Annotated in this window: 14 protein-coding genes and 1 pseudogene; 10 read left to right on the plus strand and 5 right to left on the minus strand. The window is 58.5% G+C overall.

From position 1 onward, the window contains the following. The first annotated feature begins 89 nt into the window (after positions 1 to 89). From HLUCCO03_RS04515 to cobA, 8 genes and pseudogenes are all read left to right on the plus strand, one after another. Positions 90 to 659, plus strand: a complete 570-nt coding sequence (locus HLUCCO03_RS04515) for a CvpA family protein (protein WP_027832135.1) — start codon at positions 90 to 92, stop codon at positions 657 to 659. A 35-nt stretch (positions 660 to 694) separates the two neighbouring features. Then, the gene (purF, locus tag HLUCCO03_RS04520) at positions 695 to 2,218 is read left to right on the plus strand and encodes an amidophosphoribosyltransferase (protein ID WP_027832134.1); all 1,524 of its coding nucleotides are present in this window, start codon (positions 695 to 697) and stop codon (positions 2,216 to 2,218) included. Positions 2,219 to 2,248: 30 nt separating this feature from the next. After that, positions 2,249 to 3,490, plus strand: coding sequence for an O-succinylhomoserine sulfhydrylase (locus HLUCCO03_RS04525; RefSeq protein WP_027832133.1), 1,242 nt, complete (start codon positions 2,249 to 2,251; stop codon positions 3,488 to 3,490). 6 nt (positions 3,491 to 3,496) lie between these two features. Beyond that, on the plus strand, positions 3,497 to 6,085 hold the full coding sequence (locus HLUCCO03_RS04530; protein ID WP_027832132.1) for a DNA translocase FtsK: 2,589 nt from the start codon (positions 3,497 to 3,499) through the stop codon (positions 6,083 to 6,085). A gap of 12 nt (positions 6,086 to 6,097) precedes the next feature. Further along, positions 6,098 to 6,754 (plus strand): outer membrane lipoprotein chaperone LolA, encoded by a 657-nt coding sequence (gene lolA / locus HLUCCO03_RS04535; protein ID WP_027832131.1) that lies wholly within the window; start codon positions 6,098 to 6,100, stop codon positions 6,752 to 6,754. Next, positions 6,754 to 8,097 (plus strand): replication-associated recombination protein A, encoded by a 1,344-nt coding sequence (locus HLUCCO03_RS04540; RefSeq protein ID WP_027832130.1) that lies wholly within the window; start codon positions 6,754 to 6,756, stop codon positions 8,095 to 8,097. Before lolA ends, HLUCCO03_RS04540 begins: the two co-directional genes overlap by 1 nt. Positions 8,098 to 8,208: 111 nt before the next feature. Next, positions 8,209 to 9,483: a serine--tRNA ligase gene (gene serS, locus HLUCCO03_RS04545; RefSeq protein ID WP_027832129.1), complete on the plus strand. Its 1,275-nt coding sequence runs from the start codon at positions 8,209 to 8,211 to the stop codon at positions 9,481 to 9,483. An 89-nt stretch (positions 9,484 to 9,572) separates the two neighbouring features. Continuing rightward, positions 9,573 to 10,319: pseudogene (cobA, locus tag HLUCCO03_RS04550) on the plus strand (uroporphyrinogen-III C-methyltransferase); the annotation flags it as partial. Positions 10,320 to 10,343: 24 nt separating this feature from the next. On the opposite strand, the gene HLUCCO03_RS04555 reads toward cobA, so the two are convergent. After that, the gene (locus HLUCCO03_RS04555) at positions 10,344 to 11,417 is read right to left on the minus strand and encodes a 3-deoxy-7-phosphoheptulonate synthase (RefSeq protein ID WP_027832127.1); all 1,074 of its coding nucleotides are present in this window, start codon (positions 11,415 to 11,417) and stop codon (positions 10,344 to 10,346) included. A 123-nt stretch (positions 11,418 to 11,540) separates the two neighbouring features. Between HLUCCO03_RS04555 and HLUCCO03_RS04560 the strand changes: the two genes are divergently transcribed. Together HLUCCO03_RS04560 and HLUCCO03_RS04565 are read left to right on the plus strand one after the other, a co-directional pair. Further along, complete coding sequence (locus tag HLUCCO03_RS04560; protein WP_027832126.1) at positions 11,541 to 13,364, plus strand: DUF1631 family protein; 1,824 nt, start codon at positions 11,541 to 11,543, stop codon at positions 13,362 to 13,364. 31 nt (positions 13,365 to 13,395) lie between these two features. After that, entirely contained in the window at positions 13,396 to 13,809 is a 414-nt protein-coding gene (locus tag HLUCCO03_RS04565; RefSeq protein ID WP_027832125.1) for a PilZ domain-containing protein, read from the plus strand. Between the two features lie 54 nt (positions 13,810 to 13,863). Here HLUCCO03_RS04565 and HLUCCO03_RS04570 read toward each other — a convergent pair whose 3' ends face one another. From HLUCCO03_RS04570 to HLUCCO03_RS04585, 4 genes are all read right to left on the minus strand, one after another. Next, a complete protein-coding gene (locus HLUCCO03_RS04570) occupies positions 13,864 to 14,649 on the minus strand; it encodes an enoyl-ACP reductase (RefSeq protein WP_027832124.1) in 786 nt (261 codons plus the stop codon). Between the two features lie 63 nt (positions 14,650 to 14,712). After that, positions 14,713 to 16,329 (minus strand): ABC transporter ATP-binding protein, encoded by a 1,617-nt coding sequence (locus HLUCCO03_RS04575; protein WP_027832123.1) that lies wholly within the window; start codon positions 16,327 to 16,329, stop codon positions 14,713 to 14,715. A gap of 1 nt (position 16,330) precedes the next feature. Then, positions 16,331 to 17,359, minus strand: a complete 1,029-nt coding sequence (locus HLUCCO03_RS04580) for an ABC transporter permease (protein WP_027832122.1) — start codon at positions 17,357 to 17,359, stop codon at positions 16,331 to 16,333. After that, positions 17,356 to 18,441, minus strand: coding sequence for a microcin C ABC transporter permease YejB (locus HLUCCO03_RS04585; protein WP_027832121.1), 1,086 nt, complete (start codon positions 18,439 to 18,441; stop codon positions 17,356 to 17,358). Before HLUCCO03_RS04585 ends, HLUCCO03_RS04580 begins: the two co-directional genes overlap by 4 nt. Positions 18,442 to 18,448: the final 7 nt, after the last annotated feature.

The raw sequence follows: 18,448 nt of genomic DNA on the forward strand, positions 1-18,448 counted from the left end.
TGTCAACTGTCACGAATGCGTAATGGGCGGTTTGGTCAGGTGACGTTTCCTGATAGAATTCGCGCTTCCTTATTTCCACCGGGTTTCCCATGGATGCGCTGATCTGGATTGACTGGGTCATCATTGCCCTGATAACTGTTTCCACCCTTATCAGTCTCAAGCGTGGCTTCATCAAGGAGGCCCTGTCGCTGATAACCTGGGTGGGTGCGTTTATTATTGCCCGGACTTTCCACCCACAGATGCAGTCTCTCCTGGAGGGCACCGTCGAAACACCGCTGGTGCGGTTGATTGCAGCGTTTGCCATTCTCTTTTTTGCCACTCTGATCGTTGGCGCCATCGTCAATAACCTGATTGGTCACCTGGTAAGGGCCACGGGTCTCTCTGCTACCGACCGGGTGCTGGGAATGGGATTCGGGCTGCTACGTGGCCTGGTGGTGGTGATTGTTGCCATCGCTTTCACGCGCTATACCCCCCTCGCGGAGGACACCTGGTGGCGCACGTCCATCATGATTGACCGCCTGGCCGTGGTGGAGGACTGGTCAAGAAGAACCCTCGGTGACGAATTTGCCCGCTTTCTCGGGCCGGCTGGTGGAGGCACGGAAGACTCCCCCGACTCTCAACAGGAAGATGACGTGGAACCTGCTTCCGCGTCCCGCTAACATTCAGTTTTAACGCTTCGGAGATTACCGTATCCATGTGTGGCATTGTCGGCATAGTCAGTACTTCCAACGTGAATCAGACGCTTTACGACGCGCTGACCGTATTACAGCACCGGGGCCAGGATGCAGCGGGTATCGTTACGTTTCAGGATGAGCGCTTTTACCTCCGCAAGGACAACGGGCTGGTACGGGATGTATTCCGGACCCGGCACATGCGCCGGTTGGTGGGTAATGTGGGGATCGGCCATGTCCGTTACCCCACGGCGGGAAGTTCCAGCTCGGCCGAGGCCCAGCCATTCTACGTGAACAGCCCCTACGGTATTACCCTGGCCCACAACGGCAACCTGACCAACGCTGAAGACCTGAGCCAGGATCTGTTCCGCACGGACCTCCGCCACATCAACACCAATTCGGACTCCGAGGTCCTGCTGAATGTGTTCGCCCACGAACTGCAGAAACTGGGCAAGCTCGACCCCACCAAGGAAGAGATTTTTGCCGCAGTGCGTGCTGTGCACAAGCGCTGTCGTGGTGCCTATGCGGTGATTGCCATGATTACCGGTTATGGGATTGTCGGTTTCCGTGACCCCAACGGTATCCGCCCGGCCTGTTACGGGGTGCGCAAGACCGAGGAAGGGGAGGAATACATGATTGCCTCCGAGAGCGTTGCTCTCAGCGCCGCCGGGTTCAAACTGGTGCGGGACATCGCCCCGGGTGAAGCGGTGTATATCGAAACCGACGGCACCCTCTACACCCAGCAGTGCGCGGAAGATCCGCATCTTTACCCCTGTATTTTCGAGCATGTGTATTTCGCAAGGCCGGACTCCATTATTGACCAGGTGTCGGTATACAAGGCTCGTCTCAGGATGGGTGAGACTCTGGCGGAAAAGGTTCTCCGTGAACGTCCCGACTACGATATTGACGTGGTGATGCCAATCCCCGACACCAGCCGTACGTCGGCCATGCAGATGGCGCACCGGCTGGGCGTCAAATTCCGGGAAGGCTTTATCAAGAACCGTTACATCGGCCGCACCTTTATCATGCCCGGCCAGAAAATGCGTAAAAAATCCGTGCGCCAGAAGCTGAACCCCATAGACCTTGAGTTTCGCGGCAAGAACGTGATGCTGGTGGACGATTCCATTGTGCGGGGCACGACCTGCAAGGAAATTGTCCAGATGGCCCGGGATGCCGGTGCCCGCAATGTGTACTTTGCCTCGGCGGCGCCCCCTGTTCGCTACCCGAACGTGTACGGTATCGACATGCCATCGGTCAACGAGCTCATCGCCCACGACCGTAGTGTCGAGGAAATCGGTGAGCTGATTGGCGCGGACTGGCTCCTTTACCAGGACCTGGATGACCTGATTACCTGTGTCAGCGATGTAAACCCGGATATTGAAGGCTGGGAATGCTCGGTGTTTACCGGCAATTACATCACCGGTGATGTGGATGCCGCGTATCTCAACAAGCTGGAGGCCGCCCGCAACGATGAAAACCGGTTCCAGGCCGGTTCCGGAGATTCCTCGGATAACGGTATTATTGATCTGTACAACGATGAAGACTGACCAGGCCATGGTCGTAAACAGGAGTTTGTCATGACTTATCGCCGCGAAGAGCACGTCCTGATCCCCGAGTCGGATCTTGAGGGCATGTCCGTGGACACTCTTGCGGTCCGTGCTGGTCAGATTCGTACCGGCCAGTTGGAGCACAGCGACGCGATCTTCCCGACCTCAAGCTTCGTTTACGGCAGCGCTGCCCAGGCAGCCGCCCGCTTCGGAGGTGATGAGCCGGGCAATATCTATTCCCGGTTTACCAACCCCACGGTTCAGGCATTCGAGGCCAGGATCGCCGCCATGGAAGGTGGAGAGCGGGCAGTGGCGACTTCCTCCGGTATGGCGGCCATTCTTGCCACCTGCATGGCATTGCTCAAATCCGGCGACCATGTGATTTGCTCCAGGGGGGTGTTTGGCACCACCAACGTGTTGTTCCAGAAATATCTGGCCAAGTTCGGCGTTGAAACCACGTTTGTGGGTCTGACGGATATGGCCGGATGGCAGGCCGCGGTGCGCCCGGAAACCCGGATGCTGTTTATCGAGACGCCTTCGAACCCATTGTGCGAAGTGGCTGATATGGCAGCGCTCGCCAGGTTGTCCCACGACAACGATGCCCTGTTCGTGGTGGACAACTGCTTCTGCACCCCCGTTTTGCAGCGCCCGTTTGAGCATGGCGCGGATATCATTATCCATTCCGCTACCAAGTACCTGGATGGGCAGGGGCGTTGTGTCGGTGGTGTGGTGGTTGGCCCTGGCAAGCTGATGGAGGAGGTGTACGGCTTCCTTCGTTCCGCAGGGCCTACCATGAGCCCGTTCAATGCCTGGGTTTTCCTTAAGGGCCTGGAAACCTTACCAATCCGTATGCGAGCTCACTGCGACAATGCGTTAGAGTTGGCTGGCTGGCTTGAAGGGCAGGGGACCGTGGATCAGGTGTTCTATGCCGGTTTGCCCGATCATCCTCAGCATGAGCTGGCGAAACGTCAGCAAAGCGGGTTTGGCGGTGTGCTCTCGTTTACGGTAAAAGGCGGAAGGGAACAGGCCTGGGCGTTCATCGATGCAACCCGGATGATTTCTATCACCGCCAATCTTGGTGATGTCAAAACAACCATTACCCATCCGGCCACAACCACCCATGGCCGGCTGTCTCCGGAAGACAAGGAGCAGGCTGGAATTACCGAAAATCTGGTACGGATCTCGGTAGGTATTGAAGCTGTTGAGGATCTCAAAACCGATCTGCAACGCGGATTTGAGGCTCTTGAAAATTACCGTCAGGGAACTGTCTGAGCATTCATGGCTGAGAGCGCAAAAGCAAAGAAATCAGGAGAGCTGACCGAAAAGCAGGTGCGATTCCGCCGTTTTCTGGCCCAGGGGGCCCGGGAAGGGGCGGTTATCGCCCTGATTGCCCTGTGTATCTACCTGGGCATGGCCCTGGTGACGTTCAGCCCGTCGGATCCGGGGTGGGCCAGCATAGGGCATGAGACCAGTGTCCAGAACTACGCCGGTCGTACCGGCGCCTGGCTCGCCAGCCTGCTTAGGGACTTCTTCGGCCATGTCGCTTTCCTTTTCCCGGTGATGATCGCCGCCTATGCGCTGATGCTCATCCGGCGCAGGAATGACCCCATCGATATGCACATGCCGCTGTTTCTGGTCCGGTTTGGCGGGTTCCTGCTGATCCTGCTTTCGGCCACCAGCCTGTTATCGCTCTATTCCGTATTCGGCCTGGGTGTGACATCCGGAGGCGTTCTCGGTACAGCGGTTTCCGAGGCCATGGTCAGGTTTTTCAATCTGCCGGCGACAACGCTACTGCTGATTGCCATTTTTCTGTTCGCACTGACAGTCAGTACCGGTCTGTCCTGGTTCTGGTTGATGGACCAGCTTGGCAAATTGACGCTGCGGGCTGCTGATGGCGTCAAAAACCTGTTCTCATCCGGTGGCAAGGCCCCGAAGGCATCGGGAAAACCGGCTCCCGCACCAGCCGAGCCCGTTAAGAAAACCGTTGAACCGCCGGTGGTGCGGGACAAGGTTGCAGGTCCCGGCGTGGACAAGGATTCCGCCCGTGCGCCCTGGTGGCGCCGTTTGCTGGGCCTGGGTCCCCGGAAGGTCAAGACAAAGGCAGCGGCACCCGCCAGGGAGCGTCGTGAACCGGGGCTTGAGGGTGTGAGCCCCGAAGCCGATGCAGAACCGGCGCGGCTGGAGAGCTTCAGTTCACGGGATGACAGGGCGCCAGATGCACCTGCATCGGCCCGTAGGAACGGCAAGAAGCCAGCGGCCGGCAAGTCTCTGAAAATCTCTCCGTTCAAGCGTGAGGATCAGTCTGCAACCAATTCAGATGGAAACAGTAAACAGGGGTCGCTGCTGGAAGATATCGAGAGCCCCATTCCACCCATCACTCTGCTGGACCCCCCGGAAGAGCACAAGGAACGAGGCTATTCCGAGGAATCGCTTCAGCACATGTCGCGACTGCTGGAAGAGAAGCTGGCGGATTTCGGCGTGTCGGTGGAAGTGGTAGAGGTGAATCCCGGCCCGGTGATCACCCGGTTTGAAATCAAGCCTGCACCCGGGGTCAAGGTCAGCAAGATCTCCAACCTGGCGAAGGACCTGGCCCGGTCACTGGCGGTTCTCAGTGTCCGTGTGGTTGAAGTCATACCGGGGAAGTCTGTCGTCGGTATCGAAATCCCCAACGAAGAGCGGGAAATGGTGCGCCTGAGCGAGGTTCTCAACGCGAGGGTGTTCAAGGAATCCTCGTCGGCACTCACCCTTGCGCTGGGAAACGACATCGGCGGTAACCCGATGGTGGCCAATCTCGCCAAGATGCCGCACCTGCTGGTAGCGGGTACCACCGGTTCCGGCAAGTCGGTGGGGGTTAACGCCATGCTCCTGAGCATGCTGCTGAAAGCCACGCCGGAGGAAGTCCGCTTTATCATGGTGGACCCGAAGATGCTGGAACTGAGCATCTATGATGGCATACCCCACCTGCTGGCACCGGTAGTGACCGATATGAAGGATGCCGCCAACGCCCTGCGCTGGTGTGTGGCGGAAATGGAGCGGCGTTACCGGCTTCTGGCAAGCCTGGGCGTGCGGAACCTGGCCGGCTACAACCGCAAGGTGAAGGACGCCGCCGCAGCCGGAGAACCTCTTCTGGACCCCACCTGGAAGCCGGATGAATACCTGGCCGACGATGAGCAGGAGCGACCGGAGCTGGAAACCCTGCCGTTTATCGTGGTGGTGATCGACGAATTCGCCGACATGATGATGATTGTCGGCAAGAAGGTGGAAGAGCTGATCGCGCGGATTGCACAGAAAGCCCGTGCCGCCGGCATTCACCTGATTCTGGCGACCCAGCGGCCCTCGGTTGATGTTATTACCGGGCTGATCAAGGCCAACATTCCGACCCGAATGTCGTTCCAGGTATCGTCGAAAATAGACTCCCGCACGGTGCTGGATCAGGGCGGGGCCGAGCAGCTTCTGGGCCATGGCGACATGCTTTACCTGCCGCCCGGATCCGGGTTGCCGGTGCGTGTGCACGGTGCATTCGTGGACGACGACGAAGTCCACCGGGTTGTCAGTGCCTGGAAAGCCCGGGGCGAGCCCGTCTATGTGGACGATGTGCTCAACGGTGCCGAAGGCGAGAATCTGCCGGGTGTGCCTAGCCTGAGTGAAGGGGGTGGCGACAGTGAGGGTGATGCCCTGTTTGATGAGGCTGTGGCCTTCGTGACCGAAGGCCGGCGAGTTTCGATTTCATCCGTACAGCGGAAATTCAAGATCGGCTACAACCGGGCGGCAAACCTGGTCGAGGCTATGGAAGCATCCGGAGTGGTCAGCGCCGCCGGGCACAATGGTGCCCGCGAAGTTCTGGCCCCGCCGCCACCAAGAGATTAGGAGTACAGATCAATGACGCAATCGCAGAAGGGTTTATGGTTGGTATCCATGCTGGCAGCGTTGCTGGTATTTGCATTGCCCGCCCAGGCGGAAGAAAGTGGGGAAGCGGCCGCTGCCGAACTGGCCTCCATGCTGGAAAGTTATGAATCGTTTCAGTCCGACTTCATCCAGATCGTGGTGAATGAAAATGGTAAACGGGTGCAGGAAAGCCGTGGTTCCCTGAAGGCAAAACGCCCGGGCCTGTTTTACTGGGAGACCAGCGAACCCCATTCCCAGTTTGTCGTCAGTGACGGCAGCAAGGTAGAGGTCTATGACCCTGACCTTGAACAGGTGACCGTTCACAGTCTGGACGAAAAGGTCTCTACAACGCCGGCACTTCTGCTGAGTGGCGAAGTGGACAACCTAGATGAAACCTACAAGGTTTCCATGCAGTCCGGCGGCGATGATACCCGTGAGTTTACCCTGGAGCCGAGGAGCGAGGATTCTCTTTTCGTGTCGTTGCGGCTGACCTTCTCCGGAGGCGAGCTTCGCGAGATGCGCATGGAGGATTCCATGTCACAACTGAGCGTGCTCAGCTTTGAAGGCATCGTCCTTAATGAAGATGTCAGTGACAGCGCTTTCGTACTCGAGTATCCGGACGAAGTGGATGTGATCCGGGACGGGGCCTGATGCAGGAGAGCCTGTTCGGCGAACAGCAGGGGTTCCGGCCCCTGGCTGCACGAATGCGCCCCGCCAGCCTGGACGAGTACGTGGGCCAGGCCCACCTGGTGGGTGAGGGCAAGCCGCTCCGGCGGGCAGTGGAGCAGTGTCAGCTTCATTCCATGATCCTCTGGGGGCCTCCGGGCGTCGGCAAGACCACATTTGCCCGCCTGCTGGCCAACCTCGGCGACCTCAGCTTCGAGACTGTCTCCGCGGTTCTGAGCGGTGTAAAGGACATCCGCGAGATCGTAACCCGGGCGAAAGACCGCAAGCACACCGAAGGCCGGGATACCCTGTTGTTCGTGGACGAGGTTCACCGCTTCAACAAGAGCCAGCAGGACGCGTTCCTGCCCCACATCGAGGATGGCACCTTTATCTTTGTAGGGGCCACCACGGAAAACCCTTCCTTCGAACTCAACAGCGCCCTGCTGTCCCGTACCCGGGTTTACGTACTCAAGAATCTCGCGGATACCGATATTCTGGAACTGCTGAACCGGGCGTTAATCTCACCGGAAGGCCTGGGTGGACGCTTTTCAGTTGAGCACCCCGTGCTGGATCTTATGGCATCGGCTTCCGGTGGTGACGCCAGGCGGGCGCTGAACATCCTTGAGGTAGCCACGGACCTGGCCGAGCCCGATGGCGAGAACAGCGCGAAGATTACCCGAGACCACCTGGAGCAGGTGCTGCAGACCAGCCTGAGGCGTTTCGACAAGGGCGGTGATGTTTTCTATGACCAGATATCAGCCCTGCACAAGTCTGTGCGCGGGTCGGACCCGGACGGGTCCCTGTACTGGCTGTGCCGGATGCTCGATGGCGGCTGTGATCCCCTGTATGTTGCCCGCCGGCTGGCAAGGATTGCCAGTGAGGATATCGGTAACGCCGATCCACGGGCGCTGCAGATCTCCATGGACGCCTGGGAGGCCCAGGAACGGCTTGGGTCACCGGAAGGGGAGTTGGCCCTTGCCCAGGCCGTTACCTACCTGGCGATGGCTCCGAAGAGCAATGCGGTCTACAAGGCATTCAACCAGTGCATGGCCGACATCCGCAATGATCCGGACTATGAGGTGCCGGTGCATCTGCGCAACGCCCCTACCAAACTGCTGAAGTCCCTGGGCCACGGGGACGAATACCGTTATGCCCACGATGAGCCCGAAGCCTTTGCCGCCGGGGAATCCTACCTGCCAGAATCCATCCATGGGCGCAGGTACTATGAACCGGTAAACCGTGGTCTGGAAATCAAACTCGCTGAAAAGCGGGAGCGGCTGGATGAGCGCAACCAGGCCAGCCCCCGCAAACGTTATCCCCGGAACTGAACTGCCCCGCCTGCAACGCCTGCTGTAGCCATAGACCTCGTCGCAGGTATAATGCCCAGTCAATCGTGTAAAACAGACATTTACCTTTGAACCGGAAAACTCAGGATAACCATGCTCGATCCCAAACGTGTCCGCACTCAGACTGAAGAGATCGCCCGTCGCCTGGCCATCAAGGGCTTTGATTTTGACAAAGCCACCTTCGATCAGCTGGAAGAACGCCGTCGGGCGATCCAGGTAAAAACGGAAACATTGCAGGGCGAGCAGAACCGCCGGTCCAAGTCTATCGGTAAGGCCAAGGCGGCTGGTGAAGACATCCAGCCACTGCTGGATGAGGTGGAGGATCTCAAGAAGCAGAAGTCCGACGCCGAAGACGAACTGCGGGCATTGCAGGAAGAGCTGAACGGTTTCCTGGCGACCATTCCGAACCTGCCCGACGAGTCTGTCCCTGCCGGTGAGAGTGAAGAGGACAACGTGGAGGTTCGCCGCTGGGGTACCCCGAAACGCTTTGACTTCGAGCCCAAGGATCACGTTGTCCTGGGGGAAGCCCTTGGTGGCCTTGACTTTGAAACCGCCACCAGGCTGGCCCACTCCCGTTTTGCGGTCATGCGTGGCCCGGTTGCGCGGCTGCATCGGGCGCTGGCCCAGTTCATGCTCAACCTGCACACGGAAGAGCATGGCTACATGGAGGCGTACGTACCCTACCTGGTGAATGCAGAAACCCTTTATGGCACCGGCCAGCTTCCGAAGTTCGAGGAAGACCTGTTCCGCATGGACGGGGAAAAACCCCTGTACCTGATTCCCACTGCGGAGGTGCCGGCGACCAACCTGGTCAGCGATACCATTCTTGATGCGAAAGAACTGCCCCTCAAGATGGTGTGCCATACCCCCTGTTTCCGCAGCGAAGCCGGCTCCTACGGCCGTGATACCCGGGGCATGATCCGCCAGCACCAGTTCGACAAGGTGGAACTGGTGCAGGTGGTTCGCCCCGAGGATTCCGAAGCGGCACTGGAGGCACTGACGGGTCATGCGGAGAAGGTACTGCAGTTACTTGAACTGCCTTACCGGCTGGTCGATCTCTGCGGCGGTGATATGGGCTTTGCGGCGGCACGCACTTACGATATCGAGGTGTGGCTGCCGGGCCAGGATAAATACCGGGAAATTTCCTCCTGCTCCAATACCCGGGATTTCCAGGCACGGCGCATGCATGCCCGTTGGCGTAATCCGGAAACCAACAAGCCTGAACCTGTCCATACCCTGAACGGTTCCGGCCTAGCCGTCGGCCGCGCACTGATTGCGGTCATGGAAAACTACCAGCAGGAAGACGGCAGCATTCTGGTTCCCGAGGTCCTGAAGCCGTATATGGGAGGTCTGGAAAAAATACAATGAGTGAGAGATCCGACGATGCACCAGGGAAGGGCATTGGTGCAAAGCCTGCACCAGTCCGGTACCGCAAGAATCCGGTAACGGACAACCCCAACAGTTCCGAGGGTGAGGTGGCCCTTGTCGGCGCGGGCCCGGGCGATCCCGAACTGCTGACGCTGAAGGCCTGGAGGCTGATTCGCGGGGCAGATGTGGTGCTGTACGACCGCCTGGTATCGCCGGAAATCCTGTCGCTCATCCCGGACTCTGCGGAAATGATTCATGTGGGCAAGCAACGTGCAAACCACACCTTGCCCCAGGATCAGATCAACAACCGGCTCGTTGAGCTTGCCCGTCAGGGCCACAAGGTGGTGCGGCTCAAGGGTGGTGACCCGTTTATTTTCGGCCGTGGAGGTGAGGAGATAGAAACCCTCGCTGCTGCCGGTGTGCGTTTCCAGGTAGTCCCGGGGATTACCGCCGCCTCCGGATGTGCGGCCTATGCCGGCATACCGCTGACCCACCGGGACCATGCCCAGTCAGTCAGGTTCGTTACCGGCCATCTCAAGAACGATACCTGCGATCTGCCGTGGAAGGATTTTGTCCAGAACAATCAGACCCTGGTGTTTTACATGGGGCTGGTTGGCTTGCCCATCATCTGTCGCCAGCTGGTAGCCAATGGCATGACGCCGGATATGCCGGTAGCGCTGGTGTCCCGCGGGACCACACCGCAACAGCAGGTTGTCACCGGTGACCTGTCCAATATTGTTGAGCGGGTAGAGGAACATGGGGTGCCTGCTCCCACGCTGGTGATCATTGGCAGGGTGGTAACCCTGAGGAACAGGCTGGACTGGGTCGGCGGCTGAGTGTTCAGCCGCACCAATGAGTTCTTAGCCGCGACGCTTCGGCAACACATCCCTGAGTTTGTCCCGCATCTCGTACAGGGCTTTCTCGGTGGTTTCCCAGTCAATACAGGCGTCCGTCACTGATACGCCGTATTTCAGGTCCGCCAGGTTCTCCGGGATCGACTGATTTCCCCAGTTAAGGTTACTCTCCACCATCAGGCCCTGGATTGACTGGTTGCCTTCCAGGATCTGGTGGGTGATATCCTGGATAACCAGTGGCTGAATCGCCGGATCCTTACTGGAGTTGGCATGGCTGCAGTCCACCATGGTGGACTGACGCAGCTTGGCTTTCTCAAGGGCCTGTTCGCACAGGGCAACACTCACGGAATCGTAGTTGGGCTTGCCACCGCCGCCGCGAAGAACCACGTGGCCGTAGTTGTTACCACGAGTGCGGATGATGGCCACCTTGCCCTGCTGGTCGATACCCAGGAAGCTGTGGGGGTGAGAGACCGACTTCATGGCATTGACGGCGACGTCGAGGCTGCCATCGGTACCATTTTTGAAGCCGATGGCCATGGACAGGCCGCTGCTCATTTCCCGGTGGGTCTGGGATTCAGTGGTGCGGGCGCCGATGGCCGACCAGGAAATGGTGTCCTGCAAGTACTGCGGGGAGATGGGGTCGAGTGCTTCCGTTGCCGCAGGCAGACCCAGCTCCGAGATGTCCAGCAGCAGGCGACGGCCAATATGAAGGCCCTGCTCGATATCAAAGGTGTCGTTCAGGTGCGGGTCGTTGATCAGGCCTTTCCAGCCCACGGTGGTACGGGGTTTTTCGAAATAGACCCGCATGACGATCAACAGGGTATCACTGACCTCGTCAGCGAGTTTCTTGAGCTTGGCGGCGTATTCACGGGCTGCTTCAACATCATGAATGGAGCAGGGGCCCACCACCACAAACAGGCGATGATCCTTGCCGTCCATGATGTCGTAAATAGCCTGACGGCCTTTTTCCACGGTTTCGGCGGCCTTGCCGGAAAGCGGCATTTCCTGCTTGAGCGCTTCAGGGGTGATCAATGGTTCCTGACTCGCCACATTCAGATTCTCTAGTTTGGTGCCCGACATGCTGTTGTTATCCCCGTCGCATAAACATGACTGGCCGGCGTTTAGTTGCAGTAAACCCCGGCGAGTTGGTTATACTGCGTTATTTGATGAACCTTTTCAACGCTTCTGACGCGCGGAGAACGGATGCAGCAGAGCACGCAGAAAAAGCGGGAAGTACTGCCCCGGAAACGGGTTGCAGAGAAGATGGCCGACGTGCTCTCCGGCATCCGTGTACCAGAGCTTCCGTACCCCGCCCGAAAACTGCCACCGGACGCTGTCAGTGACTGGCGCCCCCTGCTGCTGTCGTGCTGGACGGAGCAACGGGACGAGCCGGTCACCCGTGTTATTCGTTCGGTTTCCCTGACCTGGTCCGTCCGGCAGATCAACGCTGCCTATGTTGCCGATCGCATCATGGGCGTGTTCCTGAAAACCAGTGGCCTGCATCCGGAGCTGGCCCGCCGCATTGCCCGGCTCAGATTCTTTTTTGCCTGGCGCATGGACCTGGAAGGCGCCGGTGCTCTCCCTGATACGCTGATCCAGTGGCTGAACAGCCTGCAGGACTGTCGCGGCTGGAGTGCGTCCGGCGGCCGTTCGGCCAGAGCGGTTCTCGACCAGCTGGATGCACTGATCATTGCGGTTTCCGGCAGTTTCGATTCCGGTGATGTGGAACCGGTGCTGGCATTCTGTCGCCAGTGGGAGCAGGACGCCGCCAGACGTGAGCAGCAGAACGACCGGCTTCGCCAGCGCCTTCTAGCCACGGAAGAAGGTGCCGCCAGGCAGCGGCGTGCCGAGCAGACCGCTCGCGCGCTGGTAGGCCGGGCGTTGCAGAATCGCCAATTACCCCAGGCGGTCGTCAGTTTCATCTTTGATCACTGGTTCGGGTTGTTGAAGCAGATTGTCTGGGGGGAGGGTACCGGAGGGGAGAACTGGCGCCATGCCGGCAAACTTCTGGAATGGCTGGTGTGGATCGGCGACCCCGACCTTTCCGACAGTGACCGCAATCGTCTTTACACTGTTGGCGAACAGATTGGAGACCGCATATCCGACGTGTGGAAGCGCGTGCAGAAGAAACCCCTGGAGGAGAAAGCGCTGGAAGGCGTTCAGGCGGTAATGGTGGCCCGTCTCAGAGGAGAAACGCCGGACCTGGTGCCCGCGCTACCGCCTGGTGACCGGTTCTCCTGGAATCCGTCCTGGCTGACCTTTTCCCCGCCCGATGAACATGAGATATCCCCTCTCAAGGGCAAGTGGTACGTGGAAGGTGAGGGCGAAAACGAGCAGCGTCGGTTCTTTTTTGCATTGTTGGAGGACACCGGCGAAGTGCTCTGGACCAACGGCGCCGGTGTCAAACTCCGGGTTTTGTCCTGGGCCCGGTTTGTCGAGGGTCTGGAGAGTGGCACATTGCGGCCGCTGCCACCGCTCAAACCGTTCGGAGAGGTATTGGCGGAAACCATCACGTCTCTCTCAGGGGTGCTTGATCGCCAGAAACAACAGCGGGAGCAGGCGGCGAAGGAAGCCAGGGCCCGTGCCGAGGCGTTGCGTAAGGAAAAAGCCGAAGCAGAGCGGCAGCGCCAGGAAGAAGAAGCAGCGCGACAGGCCGAAATTGCACGCCAGAAAAAAGCGGTGGAAGCGCAGCGCCAGGCCGAAGAAGAGGCGGAACAGCAGCGTCTGTTGCGTGAGAAGGAAGCAGCTGCGCGGGAACTGGTCGATGGCATCAAACTCGGTGGCTGGATAGTCGAAGAGAACAGCGCCAAAGGGCAGGGCCCGGTCCGCCTCAAGCTGGCCGTCCGGATCAACGCCTCACGGAAACTGGTGTTTGTGGACCGGCTTGGGCTGAATCGCCGCGAGTTCCTGGTGGATCAGCTGGTGGACGATATTGTTGCCCGCCGCATTCGTGTACTGGGAGCATCCGCGGAATTTGACGACACCCTTTCCAGGGTTGTGGGGCGAATCCGGGTAGGCCGGAACTGATCCGTTAATGGGCAACGGCAGGTAGAAGACTATGAGCGATGTTGATTACAACTTCGGGAACTACGACGATTCACCTGAATCGGGGGATAACCGTTCCGAGTACCGGCTGACGGCAAGTGCAAAGGTTACGATAGAGCTGGAATCAGCGGTTCCGGACGACGCCGGAGACAGTGCTTCGCGAACCCTGGTCTCCCGGACCAGTGATCTGTCGGCCAGGGGGATCCGGCTGCTGACATCCGAGCCCCTGACAACGGGGGCCATCCTCCCCGCCTGGGTAAACCTGGAGGAGATTTCCGAACCGTTCAGACTGATGGTTGAAGTGGTCTGGTGCCGACCCGCAGAGGAGAGTGGTGGTTGGCTGGTCGGGCTGCAGATTCTGGAATCGGACGATACCGCCTTCCTGGAGTGGGTTGAGGCAGTGGCACGGGCGATGTCAGAGGGGTAAAGGGTAGCGGAAGTTCCCGGCAGGGCTTGCCCCCACCGGGATCACCGGGCGCTCTCAGTCTTCCAGTTCGCCCATGCCGGTAATATTGAAGCCGGCGTCTACGTACATGATTTCACCGGTGATACCGCTGGCCATGTCAGAACACATGAAAGCCGCGGCGTTACCCACTTCGTCAGTGGTGACATTCCGGCGCAGGGGAGCCCTGCGGGCATTCTCGGACAGCATGCGGCGGAAGCTCTTGATGCCGGAAGCCGCCAGGGTCTTGATGGGCCCGGCGGAAATGGCATTCACGCGGATGCCGTCACGGCCCAGGCTGGCTGCCATGTAGCGGACATTGGCCTCAAGGGAAGCCTTTGCCAGCCCCATCACATTGTAGTTCTGCAGTACTTTTTCCGCACCCAGGTAGCTCAGGGTCAGCAGAGAGCTGTTTTCGTGCAGCATCTTGCGCCCGGCCTTGGCAAGGGCCACAAAGCTGTAGGAACTGATGTCGTGGGCGATCCGGAAGCCTTCACGGGTGGTCACGTCGACATAGTTGCCGTCCAGTTCATTGGCCGGTGCATAACCCACGGAATGGACGATGACATCGATATCATCCCAGTGTTTGGCCAGTTCAGTGAAAACCCCTTCGATTTCATCATCACTGGCAACGTCGCACGGAAAGATCAGTGAGCTGCCCCAGCCTTCGGCAAACTTCTCCACCCGGGACTTGAGTTTTTCATTCTGGTAGGTAAATGCGAGTTCCGCACCTTCTCTGGCGAAAGCGTCTGCGATGCCATAGGCAATGGAATGCTTGCTTGCGACGCCAACAATCAGTGCTTTCTTGCCACTGAGTAATCCCATAACGATTCTCCCTGTGTTTCAGTTTAAGGCATTATCCATGAACCGTTGCGGCACGGGTAACGCTCAATTGGTCGTAGTATCCGGCGCAGTTTGCCGAGTGTAGAAGAGTGCCGCGCCAAGAAGTTCACGGGTGTACTCGTGTTCCGGTGCGCTGAAAATTCCGGCCGCTTCGCCATACTCCACCACCTGGCCGTTCTTGAGTACCAGCAATTTATGGCTGAGTGCTCTGACCACAGTCAGATCGTGGCTGATAAACACATAGCTTAGACCATATTTGTCCTGTATATCCCTGAGCAGGGTGATCACCTGTTTTTGCACGGTGCGATCAAGCGCCGAGGTGGGTTCGTCCAGAATGATCAGTTCCGGCTGCAGGACCAGGGCCCGGGCAATGGCGATCCGCTGGCGCTGGCCCCCGGAAAATTCGTGTGGATAGCGGTGGCGGGCGTCGGGGTCGAGGCCCACATCATTCAGCGCCTGAATCACCTTGCGGTCCTGTTCTTCCGGAGTGGCCGGCGAGTGTATCTCCAGGCCCTCCCGGACGATTTCCGCAACGGACATGCGAGGGCTGAGGCTGCCGAAAGGATCCTGGAACACAATCTGAATGCGGCTGCGCCAGGGGCGGAACTGTTTCTGGTCCAGATGGGACAGTTCCTCCCCCATCAGACGGATACTCCCGGTGCTGCCCGTAAGCTTCAGCAACGCATGACCGATCGTGGTTTTACCACTGCCGCTTTCCCCCACAATACCCAGGGTTTCGCCCTGATTCAGGGAGAAGCTGGCATTGTCCACAGCCTGGAACCAGGCTTTCGGTTTGCCCAACAGGCTCTTTCGGGTAATAAATCGCACATCCAGATTCTGAACATCCAGCAGTGGTTTATTATTGATCATGGCACCGGAGGGCGAGGCCGGTGGCTCGGCGTCGAGCAGGCGACGGGTGTAGGGGTGCCGGGGATGATCGAACAGCGTATCGGTAGCGGCCTCTTCAACCAGCAGGCCACTCTCCATAACCACCACATGATCCGCATACCGGCGCACGATGGAAAGATCGTGGGTGATCAGGAGAATCGCCATCCCCAGTTTATGCTGGAGGTCTTTCAGCAACTCCAGTACCTGTTTCTGAACGGTCACATCCAGGGCTGTCGTGGGCTCGTCTGCAATCAACAGGTCGGGCTCATTGGCCAGGGCCATGGCAATCATTACCCGTTGCTTCTGGCCCCCGGACAACTGGTGAGGGTAACTGTTCAGCCGTTCCTCCGGGGACGGTATACCGACAAGTTCCAGTAACTCGATGCAGCGAGCTTTCGCCTGCGGACCTCGCATGCCCTTGTGAAGAGCCAGGGTTTCGCTGATCTGCTTCTCCACCGTATGAAGCGGGTTGAGGGAAGTCATCGGTTCCTGGAATATCATGCTGACCTGGCGGCCACGAATCTGTCGCAGCCGCTTCTGGCTTGCTTTCAGCATGTCTTCACCTTGAAAAAGGATTTCACCTGTCGGGTAGCTGGCGTGGCGCTCGTCGAGCAGGCGCAGAACAGACAATGCCGATACCGATTTTCCGGAGCCGCTTTCTCCGACCAGCGCCACGGTTTCCCCACGGTGGATCGTCAGCGAGAGCTTCCTGACTGCCTGAACGGAGCCATCAAATGTGACGGACAGATCCTTGATTTCCAGAAGCTGCGACATATCAGTTCTTTCTCGGGTCAAAGGCATCACGCACCGCTTCGCCCACGAAGACCAGCAGGGTCAGCATAATGGAAAGCGACACGAATGCCGAAATCCCAAGCCAGGGTGCATGCAGGTTGGATTTGCCCTGGGCGATCAGCTCACCGAGGGACGGAGAGCCCGAGGGCAGGCCAAAACCCAGGAAGTCCAGGGAAGTCAGCCCGGTGATAGCGCCGGTGAGGATGAACGGCAGAAAAGTCAGGGTGGCGACCATGGCGTTCGGCAGTATATGACGGAACATGATCTTGCGATTACCCAACCCCAGCGCTCTGGCAGCCTTTACATATTCGAAGTTACGGGCGCGAAGGAATTCAGCCCGTACCACATCAACCAGGCCCATCCAGCTGAACAGCAACATGATGCCAAGCAGCCACCAGAAATTCGGTTGTACGATGCTGGAAAGGATAATCAGCAGGTACAGCACCGGCAGCCCGGACCACACCTCAATGAATCGTTGCCCGACCAGGTCGATCTTGCCACCGTAGTAGCCCTGGATCGCCCCGACAACGACACCCACGATACAGCTCAGCAAGGTGAGAATCAGACCGAACAATACTGAAATCCGGAATCCATAGATGACCCTGGCAGCCACATCACGGCCCTGGTCGTCTGTACCGATCCAGTTCTCGGAACTCGGTGGTGCCGGTGAGGGCACATCCAGGTCATAATTGGTGGTGTCGTAACTGAAGCGGATCGGCGGCCAGATCATCCAGCCATGGGCTTCAATTTCATCGGCAATGAACGAATCCCGGTAATCCGCTTCCGTTGGCAGAAAACCTCCAAAGGTTTCTTCCGGTACCTTCTGGATCACCGGGAAGTAGAGGTCCCCCTTGTATGAGGCCACCAGCGGGGCATCGTTGGCGATCAGCTCAGCCACCAGGGAAAGGCCGAACAGGGCCAGGAATATCCACAGCGACCAGAAACCGCGTCGATTCTTGCGGAAGTTGCGAAGCCGTCTTTGCTGGATTGGGGTCAGATTGAACAGGCTCATGACCCCTCCCGGCTTTCAAAATCGATACGGGGATCCACCAGAACGTAGGTGATGTCGCTGATCAGCTTCAGTACCAGCCCCATCAGCGTGAAGATATAAAGCGTTCCGAAGATTACCGGGTAATCCCGGTTCAGGGCCGCTTCGAAGCCCAGCAATCCGAGCCCGTCCAGGGAGAAGATCACTTCAATCAGCAGGGAACCGGTAAAAAACAGGGAGACCAGTACGCCCGGCAAACTGGCGATGACGATCAGCATTGCATTGCGGAATACGTGGCCGTACAGAACCTGCTTTTCTTCCAGCCCCTTGGCACGGGCAGTGACCACGTATTGCTTGCTGATTTCATCCAGGAAGGAGTTCTTGGTCAGCAGGGTGAGGGTGGCGAACCCGCCAATGACGTTGGCAGTTACCGGCAGGGCCAGGTGCCAGAAGTAATCGCCGATTTTCTGGTACCAGTTCAGTTCATCGAAGTTGGAGGAAGTCAGGCCCCGCAGCGGAAACCAGTCCAGGTAACTTCCGCCTGCGAAGAGGACAATCAGCAGTATGGCGAACAGGAATCCGGGTATGGCATAACCGACGACAATGGCGGAACTGCTCCAGACGTCGAATCGGGAGCCGTCTGTGACCGCCTTGCGAATGCCAAGGGGAATGGAGATCAGATAGATGATCAGCGTTGACCAGAGCCCCAGGGAAATGGACACCGGCATCTTGTCGAGTATGAGCTCAATGACCGTCCGTTCCCGAAAGAAGGATTCACCAAAATCGAACGTGGCATAGTCGCCCAGCATCTGGATGAAGCGCTCATGGGGTGGTTTGTCGAAGCCATACATGACTTCGATTTCCCGCAGCAGTTCATCCGGCAGGCCGCGAGAGCTGCGGCTGTCACCGCTGGCGGAAGAGACCTCCTCGCCAATGCCACCACCGCCTGCCCGGGCCAGTGCGCCACCGCCATGGCCTTCGGTCTGCGCAATCATCTGCTCAACCGGGCCGCCTGGCGCCGCCTGAACAATGATGAAATTGAGTAGCATGATCCCGAACAGGGTCGGGATAATCAGTGCCAGGCGTCTGAGAATGTAACTGCCCATTCAGCGC

Source organism: Marinobacter sp. HL-58 (assembly GCF_001314605.1).
Lineage (GTDB): Bacteria > Pseudomonadota > Gammaproteobacteria > Pseudomonadales > Oleiphilaceae > Marinobacter.